This window comes from Chryseomicrobium excrementi (genome assembly GCF_002798305.1).
Taxonomy (GTDB): Bacteria; Bacillota; Bacilli; order Bacillales_A; family Planococcaceae; genus Chryseomicrobium; species Chryseomicrobium excrementi.
Map to the genome: position 1 here is coordinate 173,583 of NZ_PCGR01000002.1, position 17,444 is coordinate 191,026.

At 44.2% G+C, this 17,444-nt stretch carries 23 protein-coding genes; 14 read left to right on the forward strand and 9 right to left on the reverse strand.

Annotation, left to right across the window (positions count from 1 at the left end):
- Nucleotides 1-5 precede the first annotated feature (5 nt).
- The 4 genes from CQS04_RS05500 to CQS04_RS13735 all read right to left on the reverse strand — a co-directional run bounded on the left by CQS04_RS05500 (nt 6) and on the right by CQS04_RS13735 (nt 3,473).
- The gene (locus CQS04_RS05500; RefSeq protein WP_100353179.1) at nt 6-410 is read right to left on the reverse strand and encodes a (4Fe-4S)-binding protein; all 405 of its coding nucleotides are present in this window, start codon (nt 408-410) and stop codon (nt 6-8) included.
- A 101-nt stretch (nt 411-511) separates the two neighbouring features.
- Entirely contained in the window at nt 512-1,840 is a 1,329-nt protein-coding gene (locus CQS04_RS05505; RefSeq protein WP_245858759.1) for a hemolysin family protein, read from the reverse strand.
- A gap of 39 nt (nt 1,841-1,879) precedes the next feature.
- Nucleotides 1,880-3,208, reverse strand: coding sequence for a hemolysin family protein (locus CQS04_RS05510; protein ID WP_100353181.1), 1,329 nt, complete (start codon nt 3,206-3,208; stop codon nt 1,880-1,882).
- Between the two features lie 70 nt (nt 3,209-3,278).
- Nucleotides 3,279-3,473 (reverse strand): hypothetical protein, encoded by a 195-nt coding sequence (locus CQS04_RS13735; protein ID WP_165775467.1) that lies wholly within the window; start codon nt 3,471-3,473, stop codon nt 3,279-3,281.
- 78 nt (nt 3,474-3,551) lie between these two features.
- On the opposite strand from CQS04_RS13735, the gene CQS04_RS05515 reads away from it, so the two are divergent.
- From CQS04_RS05515 to CQS04_RS05535, 5 genes are all read left to right on the forward strand, one after another.
- A complete protein-coding gene (locus CQS04_RS05515; RefSeq protein ID WP_100353182.1) occupies nt 3,552-3,842 on the forward strand; it encodes a hypothetical protein in 291 nt (96 codons plus the stop codon).
- A 121-nt stretch (nt 3,843-3,963) separates the two neighbouring features.
- Entirely contained in the window at nt 3,964-4,350 is a 387-nt protein-coding gene (mscL, locus tag CQS04_RS05520; protein ID WP_094943319.1) for a large conductance mechanosensitive channel protein MscL, read from the forward strand.
- Nucleotides 4,351-4,435: 85 nt separating this feature from the next.
- On the forward strand, nt 4,436-5,134 hold the full coding sequence (locus CQS04_RS05525; RefSeq protein ID WP_100353183.1) for a DUF1287 domain-containing protein: 699 nt from the start codon (nt 4,436-4,438) through the stop codon (nt 5,132-5,134).
- A 50-nt stretch (nt 5,135-5,184) separates the two neighbouring features.
- Nucleotides 5,185-5,583: a VOC family protein gene (locus tag CQS04_RS05530; protein ID WP_100353184.1), complete on the forward strand. Its 399-nt coding sequence runs from the start codon at nt 5,185-5,187 to the stop codon at nt 5,581-5,583.
- A complete protein-coding gene (locus tag CQS04_RS05535; RefSeq protein WP_245858760.1) occupies nt 5,559-5,999 on the forward strand; it encodes a VOC family protein in 441 nt (146 codons plus the stop codon). Before CQS04_RS05530 ends, CQS04_RS05535 begins: the two co-directional genes overlap by 25 nt.
- Here the strand turns inward: CQS04_RS05535 and CQS04_RS05540 are convergent.
- Nucleotides 5,989-6,390 carry a hypothetical protein gene (locus CQS04_RS05540; protein ID WP_100353186.1) on the reverse strand — a complete coding sequence of 134 codons (402 nt, stop codon included), beginning with the start codon at nt 6,388-6,390 and terminating at the stop codon, nt 5,989-5,991. The genes CQS04_RS05535 and CQS04_RS05540 overlap by 11 nt on opposite strands.
- Nucleotides 6,391-6,473: 83 nt before the next feature.
- A complete protein-coding gene (locus tag CQS04_RS05545; RefSeq protein WP_217349713.1) occupies nt 6,474-7,928 on the reverse strand; it encodes an MFS transporter in 1,455 nt (484 codons plus the stop codon).
- Nucleotides 7,929-8,049: 121 nt separating this feature from the next.
- Here CQS04_RS05545 and CQS04_RS05550 point away from each other — a divergent pair, with 121 nt between their 5' ends.
- From CQS04_RS05550 to CQS04_RS05590, 9 genes are all read left to right on the forward strand, one after another.
- Entirely contained in the window at nt 8,050-9,639 is a 1,590-nt protein-coding gene (locus CQS04_RS05550) for a sensor domain-containing diguanylate cyclase (protein ID WP_100353188.1), read from the forward strand.
- A 67-nt stretch (nt 9,640-9,706) separates the two neighbouring features.
- Complete coding sequence (locus tag CQS04_RS05555) at nt 9,707-10,309, forward strand: trimeric intracellular cation channel family protein (RefSeq protein WP_100353189.1); 603 nt, start codon at nt 9,707-9,709, stop codon at nt 10,307-10,309.
- A gap of 90 nt (nt 10,310-10,399) precedes the next feature.
- The gene (locus CQS04_RS05560; RefSeq protein ID WP_100353190.1) at nt 10,400-10,873 is read left to right on the forward strand and encodes an effector binding domain-containing protein; all 474 of its coding nucleotides are present in this window, start codon (nt 10,400-10,402) and stop codon (nt 10,871-10,873) included.
- A 110-nt stretch (nt 10,874-10,983) separates the two neighbouring features.
- Nucleotides 10,984-11,640 (forward strand): potassium channel family protein, encoded by a 657-nt coding sequence (locus tag CQS04_RS05565; protein WP_100353191.1) that lies wholly within the window; start codon nt 10,984-10,986, stop codon nt 11,638-11,640.
- Between the two features lie 23 nt (nt 11,641-11,663).
- Nucleotides 11,664-12,998: a TrkH family potassium uptake protein gene (locus tag CQS04_RS05570; RefSeq protein ID WP_100353192.1), complete on the forward strand. Its 1,335-nt coding sequence runs from the start codon at nt 11,664-11,666 to the stop codon at nt 12,996-12,998.
- Nucleotides 12,999-13,259: 261 nt separating this feature from the next.
- Nucleotides 13,260-14,411 carry a GGDEF domain-containing protein gene (locus tag CQS04_RS05575; protein ID WP_100353193.1) on the forward strand — a complete coding sequence of 384 codons (1,152 nt, stop codon included), beginning with the start codon at nt 13,260-13,262 and terminating at the stop codon, nt 14,409-14,411.
- A gap of 121 nt (nt 14,412-14,532) precedes the next feature.
- A complete protein-coding gene (locus CQS04_RS05580) occupies nt 14,533-14,871 on the forward strand; it encodes a PadR family transcriptional regulator (protein ID WP_100353194.1) in 339 nt (112 codons plus the stop codon).
- Entirely contained in the window at nt 14,868-15,857 is a 990-nt protein-coding gene (locus CQS04_RS05585; RefSeq protein ID WP_100353195.1) for an HAAS signaling domain-containing protein, read from the forward strand. Before CQS04_RS05580 ends, CQS04_RS05585 begins: the two co-directional genes overlap by 4 nt.
- A 62-nt stretch (nt 15,858-15,919) precedes the next feature.
- Nucleotides 15,920-16,270 (forward strand): YolD-like family protein, encoded by a 351-nt coding sequence (locus tag CQS04_RS05590; protein ID WP_100353196.1) that lies wholly within the window; start codon nt 15,920-15,922, stop codon nt 16,268-16,270.
- Between the two features lie 50 nt (nt 16,271-16,320).
- On the opposite strand, the gene CQS04_RS05595 is transcribed toward CQS04_RS05590, so the two are convergent.
- Genes CQS04_RS05595 through CQS04_RS05605 form a run of 3 tightly spaced genes read right to left on the reverse strand, consistent with a single transcriptional unit; the run spans nt 16,321 to nt 17,427 of the window.
- A complete protein-coding gene (locus tag CQS04_RS05595; RefSeq protein ID WP_100353805.1) occupies nt 16,321-16,671 on the reverse strand; it encodes a Na+/H+ antiporter subunit G in 351 nt (116 codons plus the stop codon).
- On the reverse strand, nt 16,664-16,945 hold the full coding sequence (locus tag CQS04_RS05600; protein WP_100353197.1) for a Na(+)/H(+) antiporter subunit F1: 282 nt from the start codon (nt 16,943-16,945) through the stop codon (nt 16,664-16,666). The genes CQS04_RS05595 and CQS04_RS05600 overlap by 8 nt, the downstream gene beginning before the upstream one ends.
- Complete coding sequence (locus CQS04_RS05605) at nt 16,942-17,427, reverse strand: Na+/H+ antiporter subunit E (protein ID WP_100353198.1); 486 nt, start codon at nt 17,425-17,427, stop codon at nt 16,942-16,944. Before CQS04_RS05605 ends, CQS04_RS05600 begins: the two co-directional genes overlap by 4 nt.
- Nucleotides 17,428-17,444 lie beyond the last annotated feature (17 nt).

Genomic DNA, 17,444 nt, shown 5'->3' on the forward strand with positions numbered 1-17,444 from the left:
TCTCCTTAGTGGCAGCTGCCTTTTTTATCACAGAATGGGGAATTTCCTGTCTGGCCGCATCCACAGACGACGGCTCGGTACGTCACGATATCCTGGTCTTGTTGACGGAAATGGAGGTCACCTCGCATGATGAGCTGTTGTTTGTCATTGGTTTCGACTTTCGTCGGGACTTCAGGTAGTTCACCTCGCACACCATCGTGTCGAATATATTGAAGGGCTCCGCTTGGACAGCGTTCTACTACTTCTGCAATATCAGGAGCTGCCCCGTTCTCAGGATTGACCCAAGGCCGTTTCTTCGTATCAAATACGGACGGAAGCCCTTTGACACATTCAGCGGCGTGAATGCATAGGCCTGGAGTGAAGTAGACATTGATTTCCGGGCTGACGTATTCTTTTGGCTCTAACTTCATGTCTGTCACCTCGATTTCAGATTTTTCTTACAATGAGTGTATCACGTCTATCTGTCAAAACACAAAAAGCCAGCAATCCGGTTTGGACTGCTGACTCTGTATTATTCTTCCTCTTCACTTGGAAGTTGTGGTTTTTCTTTTAGTGTAAGTAAGACGCGCTCAATGTGGTTCTGTTCGAACTCAATGACTCGAAGTTCAAAGCCGTCTTCTTCAAACACATCGTCATGCTTCACTTCTAACGAACGCGCTTGGATCCAACCAGCTAAAGTCTCAATATCTTCGGAATCCTCAAAGCGTAACGAGAATCGCTCCTGCAAATCAACTAAGAGCACGCGTCCGTCCACTTCGTATTGAGAAGGTCCGATGTCCTGGATGTCATCCACTTCATCCGTATCAAACTCATCACGGATCTCTCCGACGATTTCTTCAAGGACGTCTTCAAGTGTCAACATTCCCGCAGTCCCGCCGTATTCATCTACTACGAGAACCATGTGTGCACGGTTTGCTTTCATTGTAGCGAACGTCTTATCAAGAGGCGTATTTTCTGATACGACCGGAAGCGGCTTCACATACGATGCAAAGTCTTGAAGTGTCCCCGCGGCGATCTCGAGTAAGATCTCTTTCGCATTTATATAGCCGATGATCTTGTCTTTATCATAGTCTTCTGTGATTGCGTAACGAGTGAACTGGTGCTCTTCAAACTCGTTCAGCATCTCTTGATGTGTCGTTGTGATATCGATGGTCTCCATTTTAGTGCGAGGGACCATCAAGTCACGCGCGATATGCTCATCGAACGCAAAGATGTTCTGCATGAACGCAAGCTCTGTCTGGTTGAGTTCGCCGCTCTTGAAGCTTTGCGCCATCAAGATTTTCAGTTCTTCTTCTGAGTGGGCGACATCATGACCCGCAGGTTTGACACCGAACAAGCTGAGAAGGAGACGGCCTGAGCCGTTCAACAACCAGATGAGAGGGAACATGACTTTACCAAACCAGTAAAGAGGGCGAGATAACAGAAGTGTCATACGCTCGGCAAACTGGATGGCGAGTGTCTTTGGTGCAAGCTCTCCCACGACGACGTGTAAAAACGTAACCAAAGAAAAGGCAAGTACAAACGAGAAGATGGAAATAAACGATTGTGGCAAATCAAACTCTTGTAGGACAGGGTAAAGTAAGAGCTCTACAGTTGGCTTTCCTAAGAATCCAAGTCCTAAAGCAGTAACAGTTATACCTAATTGACAAGCAGATAAATAATAATCTAAGTCTGAAGTTACTTTTTTAGCAAGAACTGCACTTTTGTTGCCTTCTGCAATCAATTGGTCAAGACGAGAAGACCGGACTTTTACTACGGCGAACTCCGACCCTACAAAAAATGCGGTGGCTGCAATCAAAAAGGCAATCATAAATAAATTAAACGCTATTTCTATGTCCAAATGGTCCCCTTTCGGGTGACACCTCCATTAAATTTGTATCTAGTACACGTCTTCCGTTATCAAATCGCTCATCGGATGGATCTCAAGTTTCATAGATTCTACGTGATGTTGTTCCGCTTCGAGCACTTCCAGAGTGAAGGCATCTCGAGTCACCACATCACCAGGCTCTAAATCAAGTTTTTGCGCCTGCATCCATCCAGCAAGTGTATCGATGTTTTCAGAATCATCGAAGTGTAATTGGAAACGCTCATTCAATTCAGCAAGCAAGACGCGTCCTTGAACGATATAGTGGTTTTCCCCGACTTCTTGGATATCGTCGATTTCATCTTCGTCAAATTCATCACGAATCTCCCCGACGATTTCTTCAAGTAAATCTTCCAAAGTCACAATACCGGCAGTCCCGCCAAATTCGTCTACAACTAAAGCAATGTGAGACTGTTTTGTCTTCATTAAGTTGAATATCTCGACAAGTGGTGTCGTTTCCACGATAATTGGGATTTCTTTTAAGAAGTTCTGGATCTTGCCTTCTTTTTTCGTAGCGAGGGCAGTCAGCATCTCTTTGACGTTGATGTAGCCGACAATATGGTCTTTGTCATGATTTTCTGTGACCGGGTAACGAGTAAACTGATGTTCTCCGAAAAACTCAATAAGTTCTTGACGAGTAGATTCTAAAGACACGGTCTCGACTTTAGTACGGGGAATCATCAAATCTTTTGCGACACGGTTATCAAATGAAAAGACATTTTGCATGAACGCAAGCTCGGTTTGATTGATTTCTCCACTTTGGTAACTGTGGGTCATGATGATTTTTAATTCTTCTTGCGAGTGCGCAGCTTCTTCAGGAGCCGGCTTGATTCCGAAAATACGCAACAAAATCCGAGCAGAACCATTTAATGTCCAAATGAACGGGAACATGATTTTCCCGAACAGATAGAGCGGTTGGGCAAATAGTAACGTCATGCGTTCAGCGAATTGAATCGCGAGTGTCTTTGGTGCAAGTTCTCCGATGACTACGTGTAAAAAAGTCACGGAAGCGAAAGCGATTCCGAAAGATAGTACGGAAATCAGGGGTTCACCTAGACCTAAACTTTCAAATAGAGGATGAAGTAGCTTCTCTACAGTTGGCTCTCCTAGCCAACCTAAACCTAAGGCGGTAACTGTTATTCCTAACTGACAAGCTGATAAGTAGTAGTCAAGATTGTTTGTGATCCGTTTAGCTAGAACCGCTGTTTGATTCCCTTCTGCAATCAGTTGGTCAAGTCGAGACATCCGAACTTTGACCACAGCAAATTCTGAACCGACGAAAAATGCAGTTAATGCAATAAGTAAAGCAACTAATCCTAAATTAAGTATCCATATACTGTCCAATGAGTCCCCGAAATGGGTGACACCTCCAAAAAAATTGTGATTTCATTAAGTTGTTCTTCTCTTGCTAGAACTATCTAGTAGTCCGATCCGTTTGAGGTCCGACAAGTAGAAGAGACGCTGCTGTATCCATATGAAGTGTATACCTATAGAGGTTGTTTAATTTCTCCACTTCACCAATACGGAGTAAATCCTTCCCAATGTCGTTCCTCCTCTCTAAGTTCAATAATCCCATGATAGCATATTTTTTAATTGAGCGTAAATTCATAGAGCGCTTTCAGTAGAAGTGAAACCTTTTTTTGAGATAGACGTACAATTTAGTATAATTCCAATTGAGGTGAATGAAATGGTAACTCTAATTCATGTTGCCAGTGTCCTTTCTGTAGTCGTGCTTTCTATCATTAAAGGTGTTACAGACAAAGACGTTCAAAAAAACATCCAAGCTTTACGTCAGAAAATTTGGTTCCAGATGTATTGGAATGACGAGAGCTACCGAGCGTTGATCGAGTCCGATGAGCAGCTTCAGAAAATGATTGGCTGTATCAACCGGGACAAGTTGAAAAAAGCGCGCTATGAAGCATGGCAACGTAAAAAGCTTGTTACATTGTTAGAGAAGAAGATGGCGGAAGCCTGTTAATAGGAAGTTTAGAGAGAGTGCGTCCAGTTCAACGGGTTGCGCTTTTTTTATTTCTCGACCCTTTTAAAAATGCGTACCTTACCGTATAATTATAAGAAACGAAATAAAGGGAGGGCGTTATATGTGGCAAGACTTTAAAGCTTTTGCGTTTAAAGGGAATGTACTGGAACTCGCAATTGCAGTTGTTATTGGAGCGGCTTTTGGAAAAATTGTTGCATCTTTAGTAGAAAACATCATCACACCATTGATTGGTCTTGTGATGGGTGGAGTCGATTTCTCAGGCCTAGCTGTGACTGTAGGCGAAGCGAACGTGAAATACGGTGCTTTCATTCAATCGATTATTGATTTCTTGATCATTGCGTTTGTCATCTTCTTATTTATCCGTCTGCTAGGCAAGTTGAAACGAAAAGAAGACATCAAGCCAGAAGAAGGCCCGACAATCGATTCGAAAGAAGAGTTGTTGATTGAGATTCGGGATCTGTTAAAACAACAAAATACACTTCGTTAAGACCGGCCGCCTGGAACTTTGTTTCTAGGCGGTTTTTGCTATCCTTGAGGCCTGTCACGCGTTCTAATACTTAAGAGGTGAACCGATGAAGAAACGTATTCTTGTTGGAGTGATGACACTAGTCGTAATGGGATTTGTTTTGTTTTTTAGAGAAGGGCTTCTTCTGCAGATGATTGGGGTCTCCTGGGAAGCTCCGTGGACGGAACGAGTAGAAGTAGAAGACAAGACGGAGTTTGTAGATACTAACGGCAATGGCATTACCGACCAGTTAGATATCGTAGCAGCTGCTAGGGAAGAGGTAGAGAACCGCACGACCTATCACAGCGCTTATTATGCAGGTGGCTACCCACCTGAAGATGAAGGGGTCTGCACGGACGTAATTTGGCGTGGTCTAATGGGAGCGGACATTGATTTGAAGGCCGCATTGGATACAGATATTGCAGCAAATGTGGACGCTTATCCTAGAACCGCTGGAAAACCAGATCCCAATATCGACTTTCGCCGCGTACCCAACCAATTCGCTTTTTTAGAAAGACATGCAGAATCACTGACTACCAAATTGATTCCAGGAGATCCTGACAATCTAGCCGAGTGGCAGCCAGGAGATATCGTGATCTTCCTTGAAGGGACTGATCACGCGGGCATCATCTCCGATAGAAGGGCTAAAGATGGTACGCCATACATGATTCACAATACACCTCCATTTGCAGTAGAAACCAAATTGACTTCTACTCGACAAGAGATTGCCGGGCATTACCGGTGGAATTACAACGGTTCGAATTAGTAGCAGGAATCAATTGGTTGCTAGAGAAGTAAGTAGGTGAGGTGATAGAAATGGTAGTGTTAAAACGTGTAGGGACCACATATTTACCTGTAACAAATGTTCAAAAAGCAATGGAGTGGTATTGTACGAATTTAGGTGCCATTTGTACGTATCAAGATGCGGATAAAGCCATCTTGCAGCTAGCGGACCAAAGTTTCTTCTTGATTCCTGCTGCTCAGGGAGCATCCAATGGCTTCAAAGATTCACAAGGGAATGAGTGGTTTGGACTTACATTCGAAGTAGATGGACCAGAAGCTCTACGAAATTTTCAAAATCTATTGAAGGAAAAGGGTGTTCGAGTAGGTTCTATTGAAGAACGTGGTCATGCAGGAATCAATGTGCGTTTCTGGGATGAGGATGGCAATACATTTGATGTGTGGAGCGAATGGCGAGAAAAGGTGTCAACATGAGAGTAGGCAGTATATTCATTCCAGTGACGGATTTAGATAGGGCCGTCGCTTGGTACCAGGAACATCTTCAGGTGAACATCATTGATCGTTGGGAAGAAGGCATCGGCTTTTACTTTCCGGAAGGGCCGACGCAATTTGCTTTGATTCAAGTAGAGGGAGAGCCTTCTACAGAATTTCCAATGACTAAAGAACGGAAAAACGTCTATTTCAACTTTTTGACGTCCGATATTGAAGCCCTCCAAGTAAAACTGCGGTCTCATGGTGTGAAAACGACAGAGCTCCATGACTTCGGCGGAATGCTCTGTTTTGATGCCTATGACCTTGACGGCAATGTCCTTAGTTTTGTAAATGAACCAACGGATTCTCCCTATCACTCGGAGCGTATTCGAAAAAAGCAATCAGAAGTCATCCTCTGATGAGCATATGTAACCCCTCGAGTTTTAATTGAGGACGATCCACTAGAAACAAGTGATTTGAATAGGCAAGGCGAGATGGAACGTGGCGCTCTTCAGAAGTAGACCAATACTCGACAGTCTGACCGGCTTGTAAGCAAAATGCTGTATCTTCGATATACAGGAGGCCATCCGATCGCCGAATCACTTCGCCCGCATAGAGGACAGGGTCGGTCCCATAGCGGATCAACGTGGAGAGCTCTTTCGTCTTCTCACTAAGTAGCTGATGGAACTCAGAAGACGTGAAATGAGCTTCTTCATAGGCGTAGTCTTCAAATAGACTGGCGAGCTGATGCAGTTCTTGGGCGATGGGTTTTAAAGCGGGATGGTGGTGGCGTTCCTTTGAATACAACATGCACATCACTCCTATCAGAACATTTGTTCTATTTTATCACGCGTTGCGTTATTCAACAAGAGTCAAAATGAAAAGGGCTTTCTCTATTTTGGAGAAAACCCTTTTTTGCCGTATAGAAAACTGGTGATGGCGCCGGCTAGTAAAACAAAACACGTCACCATGAACAATACAGAAACATCGGGGTGAATAAATGCAAGTCCTGAAGATCCTAATACGACTCCAAGAGAGAAGAACGCGTAAAAGTATCCGTATGCTTTTCCTCGATTCTGCTTTGTCGTTCCTTTGAAGAGAAAGACATTGATGCTCGGGAAAGTAAAAGCAAAGCCGATTCCGTAGACGCAAAAGATGATATAAAAAGTGACGATAGAATTGTTGATCCCTAAACTAAGTTGAGACAGCGCAATGATGAGAATTCCGATTTGGAAATTGACGAGTGGTGACCACCGATCAAATAACCGACGAATCGGAGAAATAAAGACCAGCACCGCGGTTAGGCCGAAAACGCTAAGAAGCGTTCCGCTCACTCGAGAACTGAATCCGAGCTCTTCCACACGAAGCGGCAAAAGATAGGCAAGGGCACCTTGTGAGAACATCATCAAAAAGGCGCCGACAAACGAAATCAATAACGCTGGATTTCTGGTAAGTGCTTCTGGACGTTCAGTGCTTCTTTTGAACAGTTGCCCTCTTAATAAAAGAAATGCCCCAATGACCAATAACACACCGAAAAGACCTACGATTCGTAATACGAACGGTGCTGAGGTCTGTGCAGCGAGAATTCCGCTAAATGCAGGACCAATGATGGCGGCTGCTCCTACAAAAGCCCCCGTGAGTGCATTTTCACTACCCGCTGCATTCTCTTTACTCTGGTTTGCCACAAAAGTGAATGCGGCAGGTACGATGAATCCGCCAATGAAGCCATGCAAGAAACGAACTACAAGGAGTGCTTCGGGTGACTCAACAGCCGAGTAGAGGAACAGCATGGCAGCTGTCCCTGTTAGACCGATCACCAATAAACGGTACGGGCCAAATCGGTCGGTCAGCAAGCCCGCCAGTAAGTTTCCGCCGGTGTTGGAAAGAGAGTACATACCAACCGCAATTCCTGCGATGAAAGTCGAGGCTCCTAAACTGGTGGCAAATGTACTGATGATAGGTAGCTGTGCAAATAAGTCCATAAAGGAAAAGAAGATGATGGCATAGACGAGCCATAAGATAGGAAAGGCTCTCGTCTGAAACTGCGCTTCACGTTTTTTTACAGCGCGGTCCAGAACAAAATTCGCAAACGGAACAAAGGCCGCTCCTATGGCTAACACATTCCAATAGAGTTTCCATCCAACTGTCAACTGAACGATGACAATACTCACGACATAGCCAATAAAAATAGCACCGTGAATGGACCCTGCATAGGTCACGGCCACGGGTAAATCAGCAAGATATTTTAAAGGTACAGCAATTCCCAGCAAGACTATGAGAGAAATGCCGTCTGCGATACCGAAGAAGCGAAACAATCGTATAGGTAGATACCGTCTTTCTGTGTGCACCAAAAACCCTTCTTTCTTGAACTCTCTTCAGTATTTCATAGAAGAATTGCAAGAGCAAGTTACGAAATACAAACGAATTTCCTAAGACTTTTGGTATGCTAAGTAGAAGAGGGGTGACCGAATGAAAAAACCTAAAAATTTACGTAAAATCTATAGTCTCGTCTTTATTAGTATGAGTATGGTACTGATTGCCGTCGTCACTTTGATTGCTAGTTGGCAGTCCTCACAAAATTTGCGTGACGTTAGTGGGAAATCGCTGACTGTTACGGCAGAATCTATGGGAGACCAGTTAGATCAACATATGTGGGCGCGTTTTGGAGAAGTAGAGATTCTCACGCAATTGGAGCCCTTTCGAAATCCGACATCTATCGACCGGACGCGTGAATTGATCAATCAATTCAAAGAAACTTTTCCGATGTTTTCATGGGTGGGTCTGACTGATGCGCAAGGCACAGTTTTAGCTTCTACAGATGGGATTCTAGAGGGAGAAAGTATTGCAGAACGTCCTGTCTATTTAGAAGCTCAAGACGCGCCATTTATTGGAGATGTCCATGAAGCTGTTTTGTTGGCGGAACTCCTTCCCAATCCGACCGGAGAAGTCATGCAATTCGTGGATATCAGTTTACCTATAAATGAACAAAGACCGAGCCCGGTTTTGGCTACTCACTTAAGTTGGGAGTGGGCAGCTGGAGTAGAACGACAAGTTATGGAGCCGCTGGAAGCGGATAAGGGAATTGAGTTATTCGTGGTGAGTGCGCGGGGCCAACTTATATTGCTTGGACCAGATCAGTGGGTTGGCAAACAAGTGCCAGCTGCTGTTCAAACTCTTTCAGATTCAGAATGGCAAGAAATAAATTGGACAGGAGAAGGCGACTTCGTGACCGCTAGAGTAGAGACGGATGGCTATCTCGACTATGAGGGACTAGGTTGGACCATTTTGGCAAGGCAACCCATCGCGATCGCTTATCAGCCGGCAAATGAGCTAGTAAACATTCTTCTCTTGAGTGGGTTGGTCTTAGCTATTTTAGCAGGAGGATTTGGTTGGTTTTTTGCTAGCCGTCTTTCACGCCCTATTCAAGAGTTGTCTCATGCAGCCGATCAATTACGTCTCGGCAATCGCAACACGATCCCTGTACAGAGAGGGATTGCAGAATTCGAATCTTTGTCCATGTCCTTGAATAACATGATTGAGCGCTTGCGAGATACGCGGCAACGTCTTGGTCAAATGGAACAGCTGGCTGTTCGAGATTTTTTGACAGGTCTTCCAAATAGACGCGCTCTAGATGCCCTAGAAAAAGAACACTATGATTATGTTTTTTTCATGGATCTAGATGGATTCAAGAAAGTGAATGACACAATAGGGCACCACGCAGGAGATGAATTACTTATTCAATTAGCAGAACGTGCTACTCAATTTATTGATGATGAAGAGTATTTTTCACGTGTGGGCGGAGACGAATTTGTCTTTTTAACGAGAGGGTCTCAAGAAGTTGCGAAATCTCGCGTTGAACAATTGATGAATTCTCTTTCTGAACCCTATAAGGTCGAAGGAAACCAAGTACGCGTTGGTGTGAGTGCAGGGGGGCGTAAATTGAAACAAGGTCAGTTGTTTGAGGAGGCTTTATTAGATGCCGATGACATGCTGTATGAGGTCAAACGGAATGGGAAACAAGCTGTTCTTTTTTTCGTGCCTGAAAAGGGAGGAATATGATATGATAGCAAAAGTGAATTTTAAGGTCTGACCTTTTCATGAATGAGATATAGAGGAGTTATGCCCCGTGGTTTGGGATGTTTTGAATGTAGTCGGGACACTGGCATTTTGTATCAGTGGAGCCCTTGTAGCCATGGAAGTCAAATACGACATCATGGGAATCTATATATTAGGTTTGATTACGGCTTTCGGGGGAGGGGCAGTCCGCAATCTCATGATCGGACTTCCCATTGTGGAAGTCTGGCAGCAGACGACATTGTTCGTCATTGCGCTAATTGCTATGACCTTATTCATTTTATTGCCGAAAAGCTTTATCTTTCATTTAAAAGAATGGTCTGTGTTCGATGCTATCGGATTGTCTGCATTCGCTGTTCAAGGCGCCATGTATGCCCAGTCTATGGACATGCCCTTGCTTGCGGTGATGTTTTCGGCTTCTATCACTGGAGCGGGTGGGGGAATCATTCGAGATGTACTTGCGCAGAAGCGTCCGAGTGTGTTCACGAGAGAAGTGTATTTACTCTGGGCCATCATGGCTGGTTTTATCATCGGGATGGACTGGATCACAACAGACGTGCAGCACTACGCCTTGTTCGGAATCATCTTATTACTCCGCCTTATATCTCAGCGTTATAACTGGGATTTGCCGATTCGTACGTTTACTGAAGAATGAGGTGGCATTCGCTTTACTGGAAAAAAACGACTTTCATATGGTACACTAGTAAAGAACATTGTCGAAAGATAGTGTCGAAGGAGTGATACGATGCAAGCCCGTTTAGTAAAGCGTGAACGCAGTTACATGGTGGGAATCGCAGTATCCATACCTTCCGACCAACAACAGCATATAAAATTAAGTAAGACGGTAATGAAACGATTGGTCTCTTTGCAGCGTTATTTGACGTTACAAGGAACGGAAGAGATCATCGCCATCCGCTCTTCTAAACAACATACAGAAGGCCAGTTTGATTGGGTCATCGGCTACGATGTGCCCAGACGTTTCCTCGTCCACCGGGATTTTACATTGTGTGAAGTACCAAGTGGAACTTATTTCGTCGGAACAAAGGGAGCACGAGTAGATTTCGTGTACGATTCGATGAAAAGTCATTGGGTCATGGCAGAAATGTATGATGAGAATAACACTTTATTTGAGCGGTACACCATTTCTGGTGAAGACAAACGTGTAGAAGTCTTCAGCCGTGTGAAAGCAAAAGTGAATCCATTACAGAACTATGCCTAAACGAGCATCTTTCCTTTCGAGGAAGGATGCTTTTTTGTGTTGACAACAAGTGGGTGGAGGAGTACTGTATCTCTATTCAATGCGCGTGCGCAGAGGAAGGACGAAACAACATGGATCAAACATTTGCAGTATTTGGGCTCGGCCGATTTGGAGGCAGCCTTGTCAAAGAGCTCTCTCAAATGAATCAAGAAATTTTAGCGGTCGATCTGGACCCAGAACGCGTCGATTATTACACACAATTTGCTACCCATGCTGTAGTCGCTAGTGGTTACGATGAGAAGGCACTTCGCGCGCTTGGTGTACGAAATATTGATCACGCTTTTGTTTCTTTTGGAGAAAACATTCAGGCAAGTGTCTTGACGACGATGGTATTGAAAGAGCTCGGTATTCCCAAGGTGTGGGCAAAAGCGCACGACGAAAACCATGGGAAGATTCTAGAAAAGATTGGGGCGGACCGCGTCATTCACCCGGAGCGCGATATGGCCAAACGGATCACGCATAATCTGCATTCCTCTAAAATTATTGATTTCATTGAGCTGTCCGATACCTATAGCATTGCTGAAATTAAAGTGACAGATCGCTCTATCGGAAAACGATTAGCCGACCTGGATCTTCAGAGAAAGTATAATGTGAACTTTGTAGCGTTGCAGCGAGGAACTCGTACGATTCTTAGTTTCTCAGACGAGGAGCAAGTGCAGGCTGGCGACTTGATCATCATTATTGGAAACAATGAAGACATCGAGAAATTTGATACACAAGGTTCTTAACTTTATATAAAGAAGGCGAAACTATGAATCAGATTTGGCGTTACTTTCGAGTGACCGATTATTCACCGGCAGCAGTCATTGCACTTAGCTTTTTACTCACTATTTTTATCGGGACTATTTTATTAAGTTTACCAATTGCCCATGTAGGGGACTTAAGGTTTATAGATGCCTTGTTTTTTGCAACATCTGCGACTACAGTAACGGGTTTAGGTGTAGCAGATACAGCCTCCACGTTTACTGTTTTCGGGGAGATTGTCTTAATGTTTCTCATGCAGTTTGGCGGGATTGGCTTAATGACGTTTTCTGTAGCTATTCTCATCATATTGAAAAAGAAGATCACTCTTAAGCAACGAATCTTCTTAAGTGACTCTTACAACCAACCCTCTGTAGGGGGGATGGTTCGATTGGTGAAAGGGATTCTACTCTTTGTATTCACAGTCCAAAGTATCGCATTTGTAATCTTGACACTTCATTGGACGCAACGTTTCCCTTTAGGAGAAGCAGCTTATCTCGCAGCATTTCACGTGATTTCTTCTTTTAACAATGCAGGATTCTCCCTGTTTCCGGATAATTTGATTGGCTTCCAACAAGACCCGTTTACACTTTTATTGATTAGTAGTTTATTTATTGTTGGAGGAATCGGGTTCATTGTTGTCTTAGAAGTGTTTCAGAAGAAACGCTTTCGGGATTGGAGTCTGCACACGAAGTTGATGATTTACGGGACACTGGTTTTAAATTGTGTCGCGATGGTGTTGTTCTTCTTATTAGAGTTCCGCAATCCGCAGACACTCGCATCGTTATCAGCAATTGACCAATGGGCAAATGCTTATTTTGCCGCGGTGACTCCACGCACGGCCGGTTTCAATACATTAGACTATTCACAGATTACGGATTCGTCTTTGATGTTGACACTCCTGCTGATGTTCATTGGTGGCGGGACCGCCTCGACTGCATCAGGAATCAAGCTGACGACATTTATCGTGTTGTTTTTGGCCACACTCGCATTTTTCCGTAATGACGAAGAGCCTTTTATCTTCGGACGTACCATTAAAAAAGAAGTGGTCATGCGTTCGTTCGCAATCACCGTAATCAGCATGTTTACAATTGGACTGTTGTTCTTCTTTGTTACGATTACTGAAAAAATGGACTTTGATCCTCTGTTGTTTGAAGTGGTTTCTGCATTTGGCACCGTCGGATTGTCAATGGGAATTACAGCTGACCTTTCAGATTTAGGGAAGTTATTGATTTGTGTGGCCATGTTTATCGGTCGAATCGGGCCATTAACCCTGTTCTTCTTCCTGGCACGTCCAAAAGATCGCCATTTCCGCTATGCATATGATCAAGTTTATACAGGATGATATATTACTTTGGAACTATTCGTTTTTAAATTATATAATTCTAAATCCTTCTTTTGGATAATTTGTTCTAGTAGTTCTCTAATTATCGGACTTTTCAGTTAACTTTATTGCTTTCGTACGTGTTTTCCCGTTCTTCTGTAAAATGAGCTTAGTTCTAGTAAGAGGGGTGCAAAAAAAAGGAAGTTAGACGACTGTCGGCTTTTGTCGTTTTGCCGTAGGATGTAAGGTAGAAAGGACTAATTTCTGGATGGGGAGATTCGTATGCGAGGGAAGCTATCAAAACTTCAAGTGTATCTTCTTGTAGCCTTGTGTGCCCTACTCTTTACGAGCGTTTGGAGTTATCTGTCCTTTATGAGCATAGAGCAACAAACGACGAAGGTGGAAAAAGAGGATATTCCACTCTCTAATACAGCTAGCCAATTGTATCCATTGATGTTAGATCAAGAACTTTCTATTCGAAACTATGTTTACTTACAAGACGATTTATCGCTTCAACAATTTGAAATAGCGAATGCTCGCATGCATGATGTGCTCCGAGATATTGAAGAACTCGATCAAGCTCATCCCATCATGAGTCAGATTGTTACTGAAGAAGCAATTCCTATCATCACGGAGATGGAAGCTTTTCATTTCGACCAAATTGAGCGGATTCAACAGGGCCAGATCGAGCGAGCAAATGAAGTAAGGAACTCACAGCGATCCAATTTAAATCTTTTGCGTTTTGTTGATTCGAAGATTCAAGAGGATAGTGATGCCATTATCTCGCGCGCTTTTGAAGAAAGTAGAGAAGCTTCTAACTCTGCTCGTTGGATGATTTTATTCGTGTCAGCGCTCACTTTTTTAATCTTTGCGGCATTTGTCCATAGCTTCCGTGTAGAAAGAAGTCAAAAAGCGTTGATTTACAAATCTCTACACGATTCCCTTACAGGAATTCCTAATCGGCGCGCTTTTGATGAACGGTTAGAAGAGGCGTGGCGTGATGCTCGTCAGTTAAATAAGCCTCTGTCGCTGATCTTGCTCGATATCGATGCCTTCAAACTTTATAACGATACCTACGGTCACTTAGAAGGAGATGCCTGCCTTCGAAAAGTGGCACAGGTGTTGCGTCGGGTCGTTAAGAGTCCTGCAACTCCTGCAAGATACGGTGGCGAAGAGTTTGCCGTCATCTTACCAGTAGAGACCGCTTCAGAAGCGAGAGAGCTTGCTGAAACGATTCGCCAAGAGATTCTTGACTTGAATGTGGCTCATGATGGCTATCACCCTCTTTGCAAACTGACCGTTAGTTTGGGAGTGAGTACGATGGTGCCAGGTCTCTATGAGAGTGAAAAAGAATTAATTTCTCGGGCAGATGCAGCTTTGTATCAATCCAAAGACAAAGGACGCAACCGCGTAACCGTGAATAATATTAAATAGAATGACTGGAGGCCGGCCTGCTAAATTAGCAGGCTGGTTTTTTGTTGAGTTAGTGATTGACAAATGATGTATATAAAACTATAGTGTATGATATACAGTATAAAAAGAAGGAGATGCTTCTATGACGGATCGAGTCAGTCCGCTACTTACAGAACTTCGCCGTGGAACACTTACATTAGCCGTCCTCAGCCAACTGAAGCAGCCGCAATATGGTTACTCGCTTGTACAGGCATTGGAACAATCTGCTGTGTCCATTGATCAAAGTACGTTGTATCCTTTATTGCGTCGTCTTGAAAAACAACAGTTAGTCAGCAGTACATGGGATACAACGGAAAGTAGGCCTCGAAAGTATTACGTTCTGACAGAGGAAGGACAGCAGGTACTGAATGAATTGTATAGTGAGTGGAAGCAATTGTCTGGGAATCTTCAAAATTTACTTGAAGGAGGAACAAGCCAATGATGTACCGAGATGCGTATATTGCAGAAGTGACAAAACGTTTGCCTCAGAACATGCGAGAAGATGTTGCGCTTGAACTTGAATCGACGATAGCGGATATGACCTCAGAGAATCCATCTCAAGAAGAATTATTTGGTGCATTGCGTCAGTTAGGGGACCCTGTGATTTTGGCTTCTCGGTATTTGGAACGTCCGCTACATGTTATTGGACCGGCACTCTACCCAACGTTCATCTCTATACTCAAAATTGTGTTGCCTATAGCGCTCGCTGTTAGTGGCATCACGGCCGCGCTAGGCGTCATTGTAGGCTACTCTGATGAAGCCTCTTGGGGGCAGGCCATCATCCAAGGGATCATCCAAATAGTTGGAGCGATGATTCAAGTGGGGATCCAATCTGTATTCTGGGTGGGGCTGGTGTTTGCTTTGATTGAACGATACAGCTCTTCTCGGGACACGGTGCCGCTTTCGAAATGGGATCCGACGCAATTGAAACCGGTCGCTTTGCCGAAGAGACAGATTTCTCGTGCCTCCGTCATTGGAGGATTTGTGTGGACAGCTATTTGGATCGGAATCTACTTGAATGCCTCCAATTTGATTCGCCTTTACTGGGAAGATCAATCGATGCCTCTATTAAACGAGGAAGCTCTTCAATTCTTCTTGCCTGCCGTCGTTGCACTCGCTGCTTTAGAGGTGGGATTCGGCATCTACAAGTGGGTAAAAGGTTTTTGGACGATTCCCATGGCCATCTGGAATTTGGTGTTCAACCTCTTCTGGATTATTGGAACCTTGCTTTTCTTGACGCATCCCGAGCTGTTCTCTGCAGAAGCCTTGCAACAGTTTGGAAACCTACTTGGCCTGTCAGCGGCAGAGGCGGAGAATATGAAGAACTGGGCAATCTGGTCCTTGTTCGTTCTCTTCCTTGTTATTGCTACCATCGACACTGTAGACGGCTTCCTTCGCACGCGAACTAGCGGGGGCAGGAAAAAATAAACATTGCATAAAAAAGAACATTTGTTCTATACTGATGGTGACTGATGGAGGAGGTGACGAGGATGGAACAACCCGACCCTTCCCGGATTCGCGATCGGGGAAAGATCAAATGGACGGCCATGATGTTGCCGGAGCATGTGGCCATCATCCGAGAGTACATTGCCAATGACGGAAAAGTGAAACGGCCTGTACTGGATGAATGGGACTTGCGTCAATTGGAAGAGTCGATCGGTCTGGCGATGGCTCAGAATGCCGAAATCAAGTTGAAGTATTGGAAGGACGGAGACTTTCATGTGCGCGGGGGCAAGATTCAACGTGTGGACATCGCACGCCGCCTCTTATACGTACAAGATCCTTTTGATACCACGGCCTATGCTCTTCAAGATGTCGTGGATGTGACGCTTCTTGATTGAGTAGGCAAAAAGCCCACCTTTTCATGTGAAGAGGTGGGCTTTTGTAGGAATTAGTGATGCTCCGAGCGTTTCTCTAAAAAGGGTTTTAAAGCATCCTCACCTGAGGAATCGGCAAGTTTCACTTTTGACCGATAAGCTGCACGTGTAATGATATGGCCGGCTACCGGTGCGGTGATGAAGACAAAAATGATTCCTAGCAAAAGACGAACACTAATAAAGCCTTCATTTGCCCAAAAGAAGATGAACGCCCCGGATAAAGATAAGAGAACAGCAAGCGTGGAGCTTTTAGTTGCTGCGTGAGACCGTGTATACACATCTGGAAGACGCAGGATACCAAATGCACTAATGACCGCCATGATGCTGCCAAGCAAAATCAATACAACGCTGAACCATTCAATCATCGTGCTCATGTTCTACAATCTCTCCTCTCTCAATGAAGCGTGCAATTCCGACCGTGCTGATGAATGCCAGGATTCCGACAATCAAGATGACTTCTAAATAGGCGTGTGTGTGCAACACGATGGAGAAGACGGCCACTAATGAAATCAAATTGACACCGATCATATCTAAAGCCACGACGCGGTCTGGCATGGAAGGCCCTACAATGATTCGGTAAAGAGCGACAAAGATGGCACATGTAAAAAGAACAAGTGAAATCGTCAAGACCAGCATCATGAGCGTGTCACCTCCATAATGGCTTTTTCAAATACTTGAATGGATTTTAAGACCGCATCACGAGATGTCTCCATATCCATTGCATGGATAAAAAATGTTTTCCCGTCTGGTGATACTTCCATCACGACAGAACCCGGTGTCAAGGTGAGCAAGAGAGCAAGGGCAGTAAGCTCGTAATCGCCTCGCATGGAATGCTCGTACGTAAAGATACCAGGCTTGATATCTAAAGATGGACTTAAGATTTGTTTGAGTACAAGAAAACTGGAATGGAAAAGTTCGGATACCAGAATGAAAATCAACTTGAATAGCGCAAAGACACGCAACAAGTAGAACTTGCTACCAAAAAATCGGTGCATGAAGAAAATGATGACGGCCCCAAAAATATAACCAGTCAAAAAGGTGGGGAAATAGAACGCGTCTTCATCCATTAAAAATGTCCATAATAGAGCAATCATGAGATTGGATATAAACTGAGCGGGCAATCTAGGTCACTCCTTTC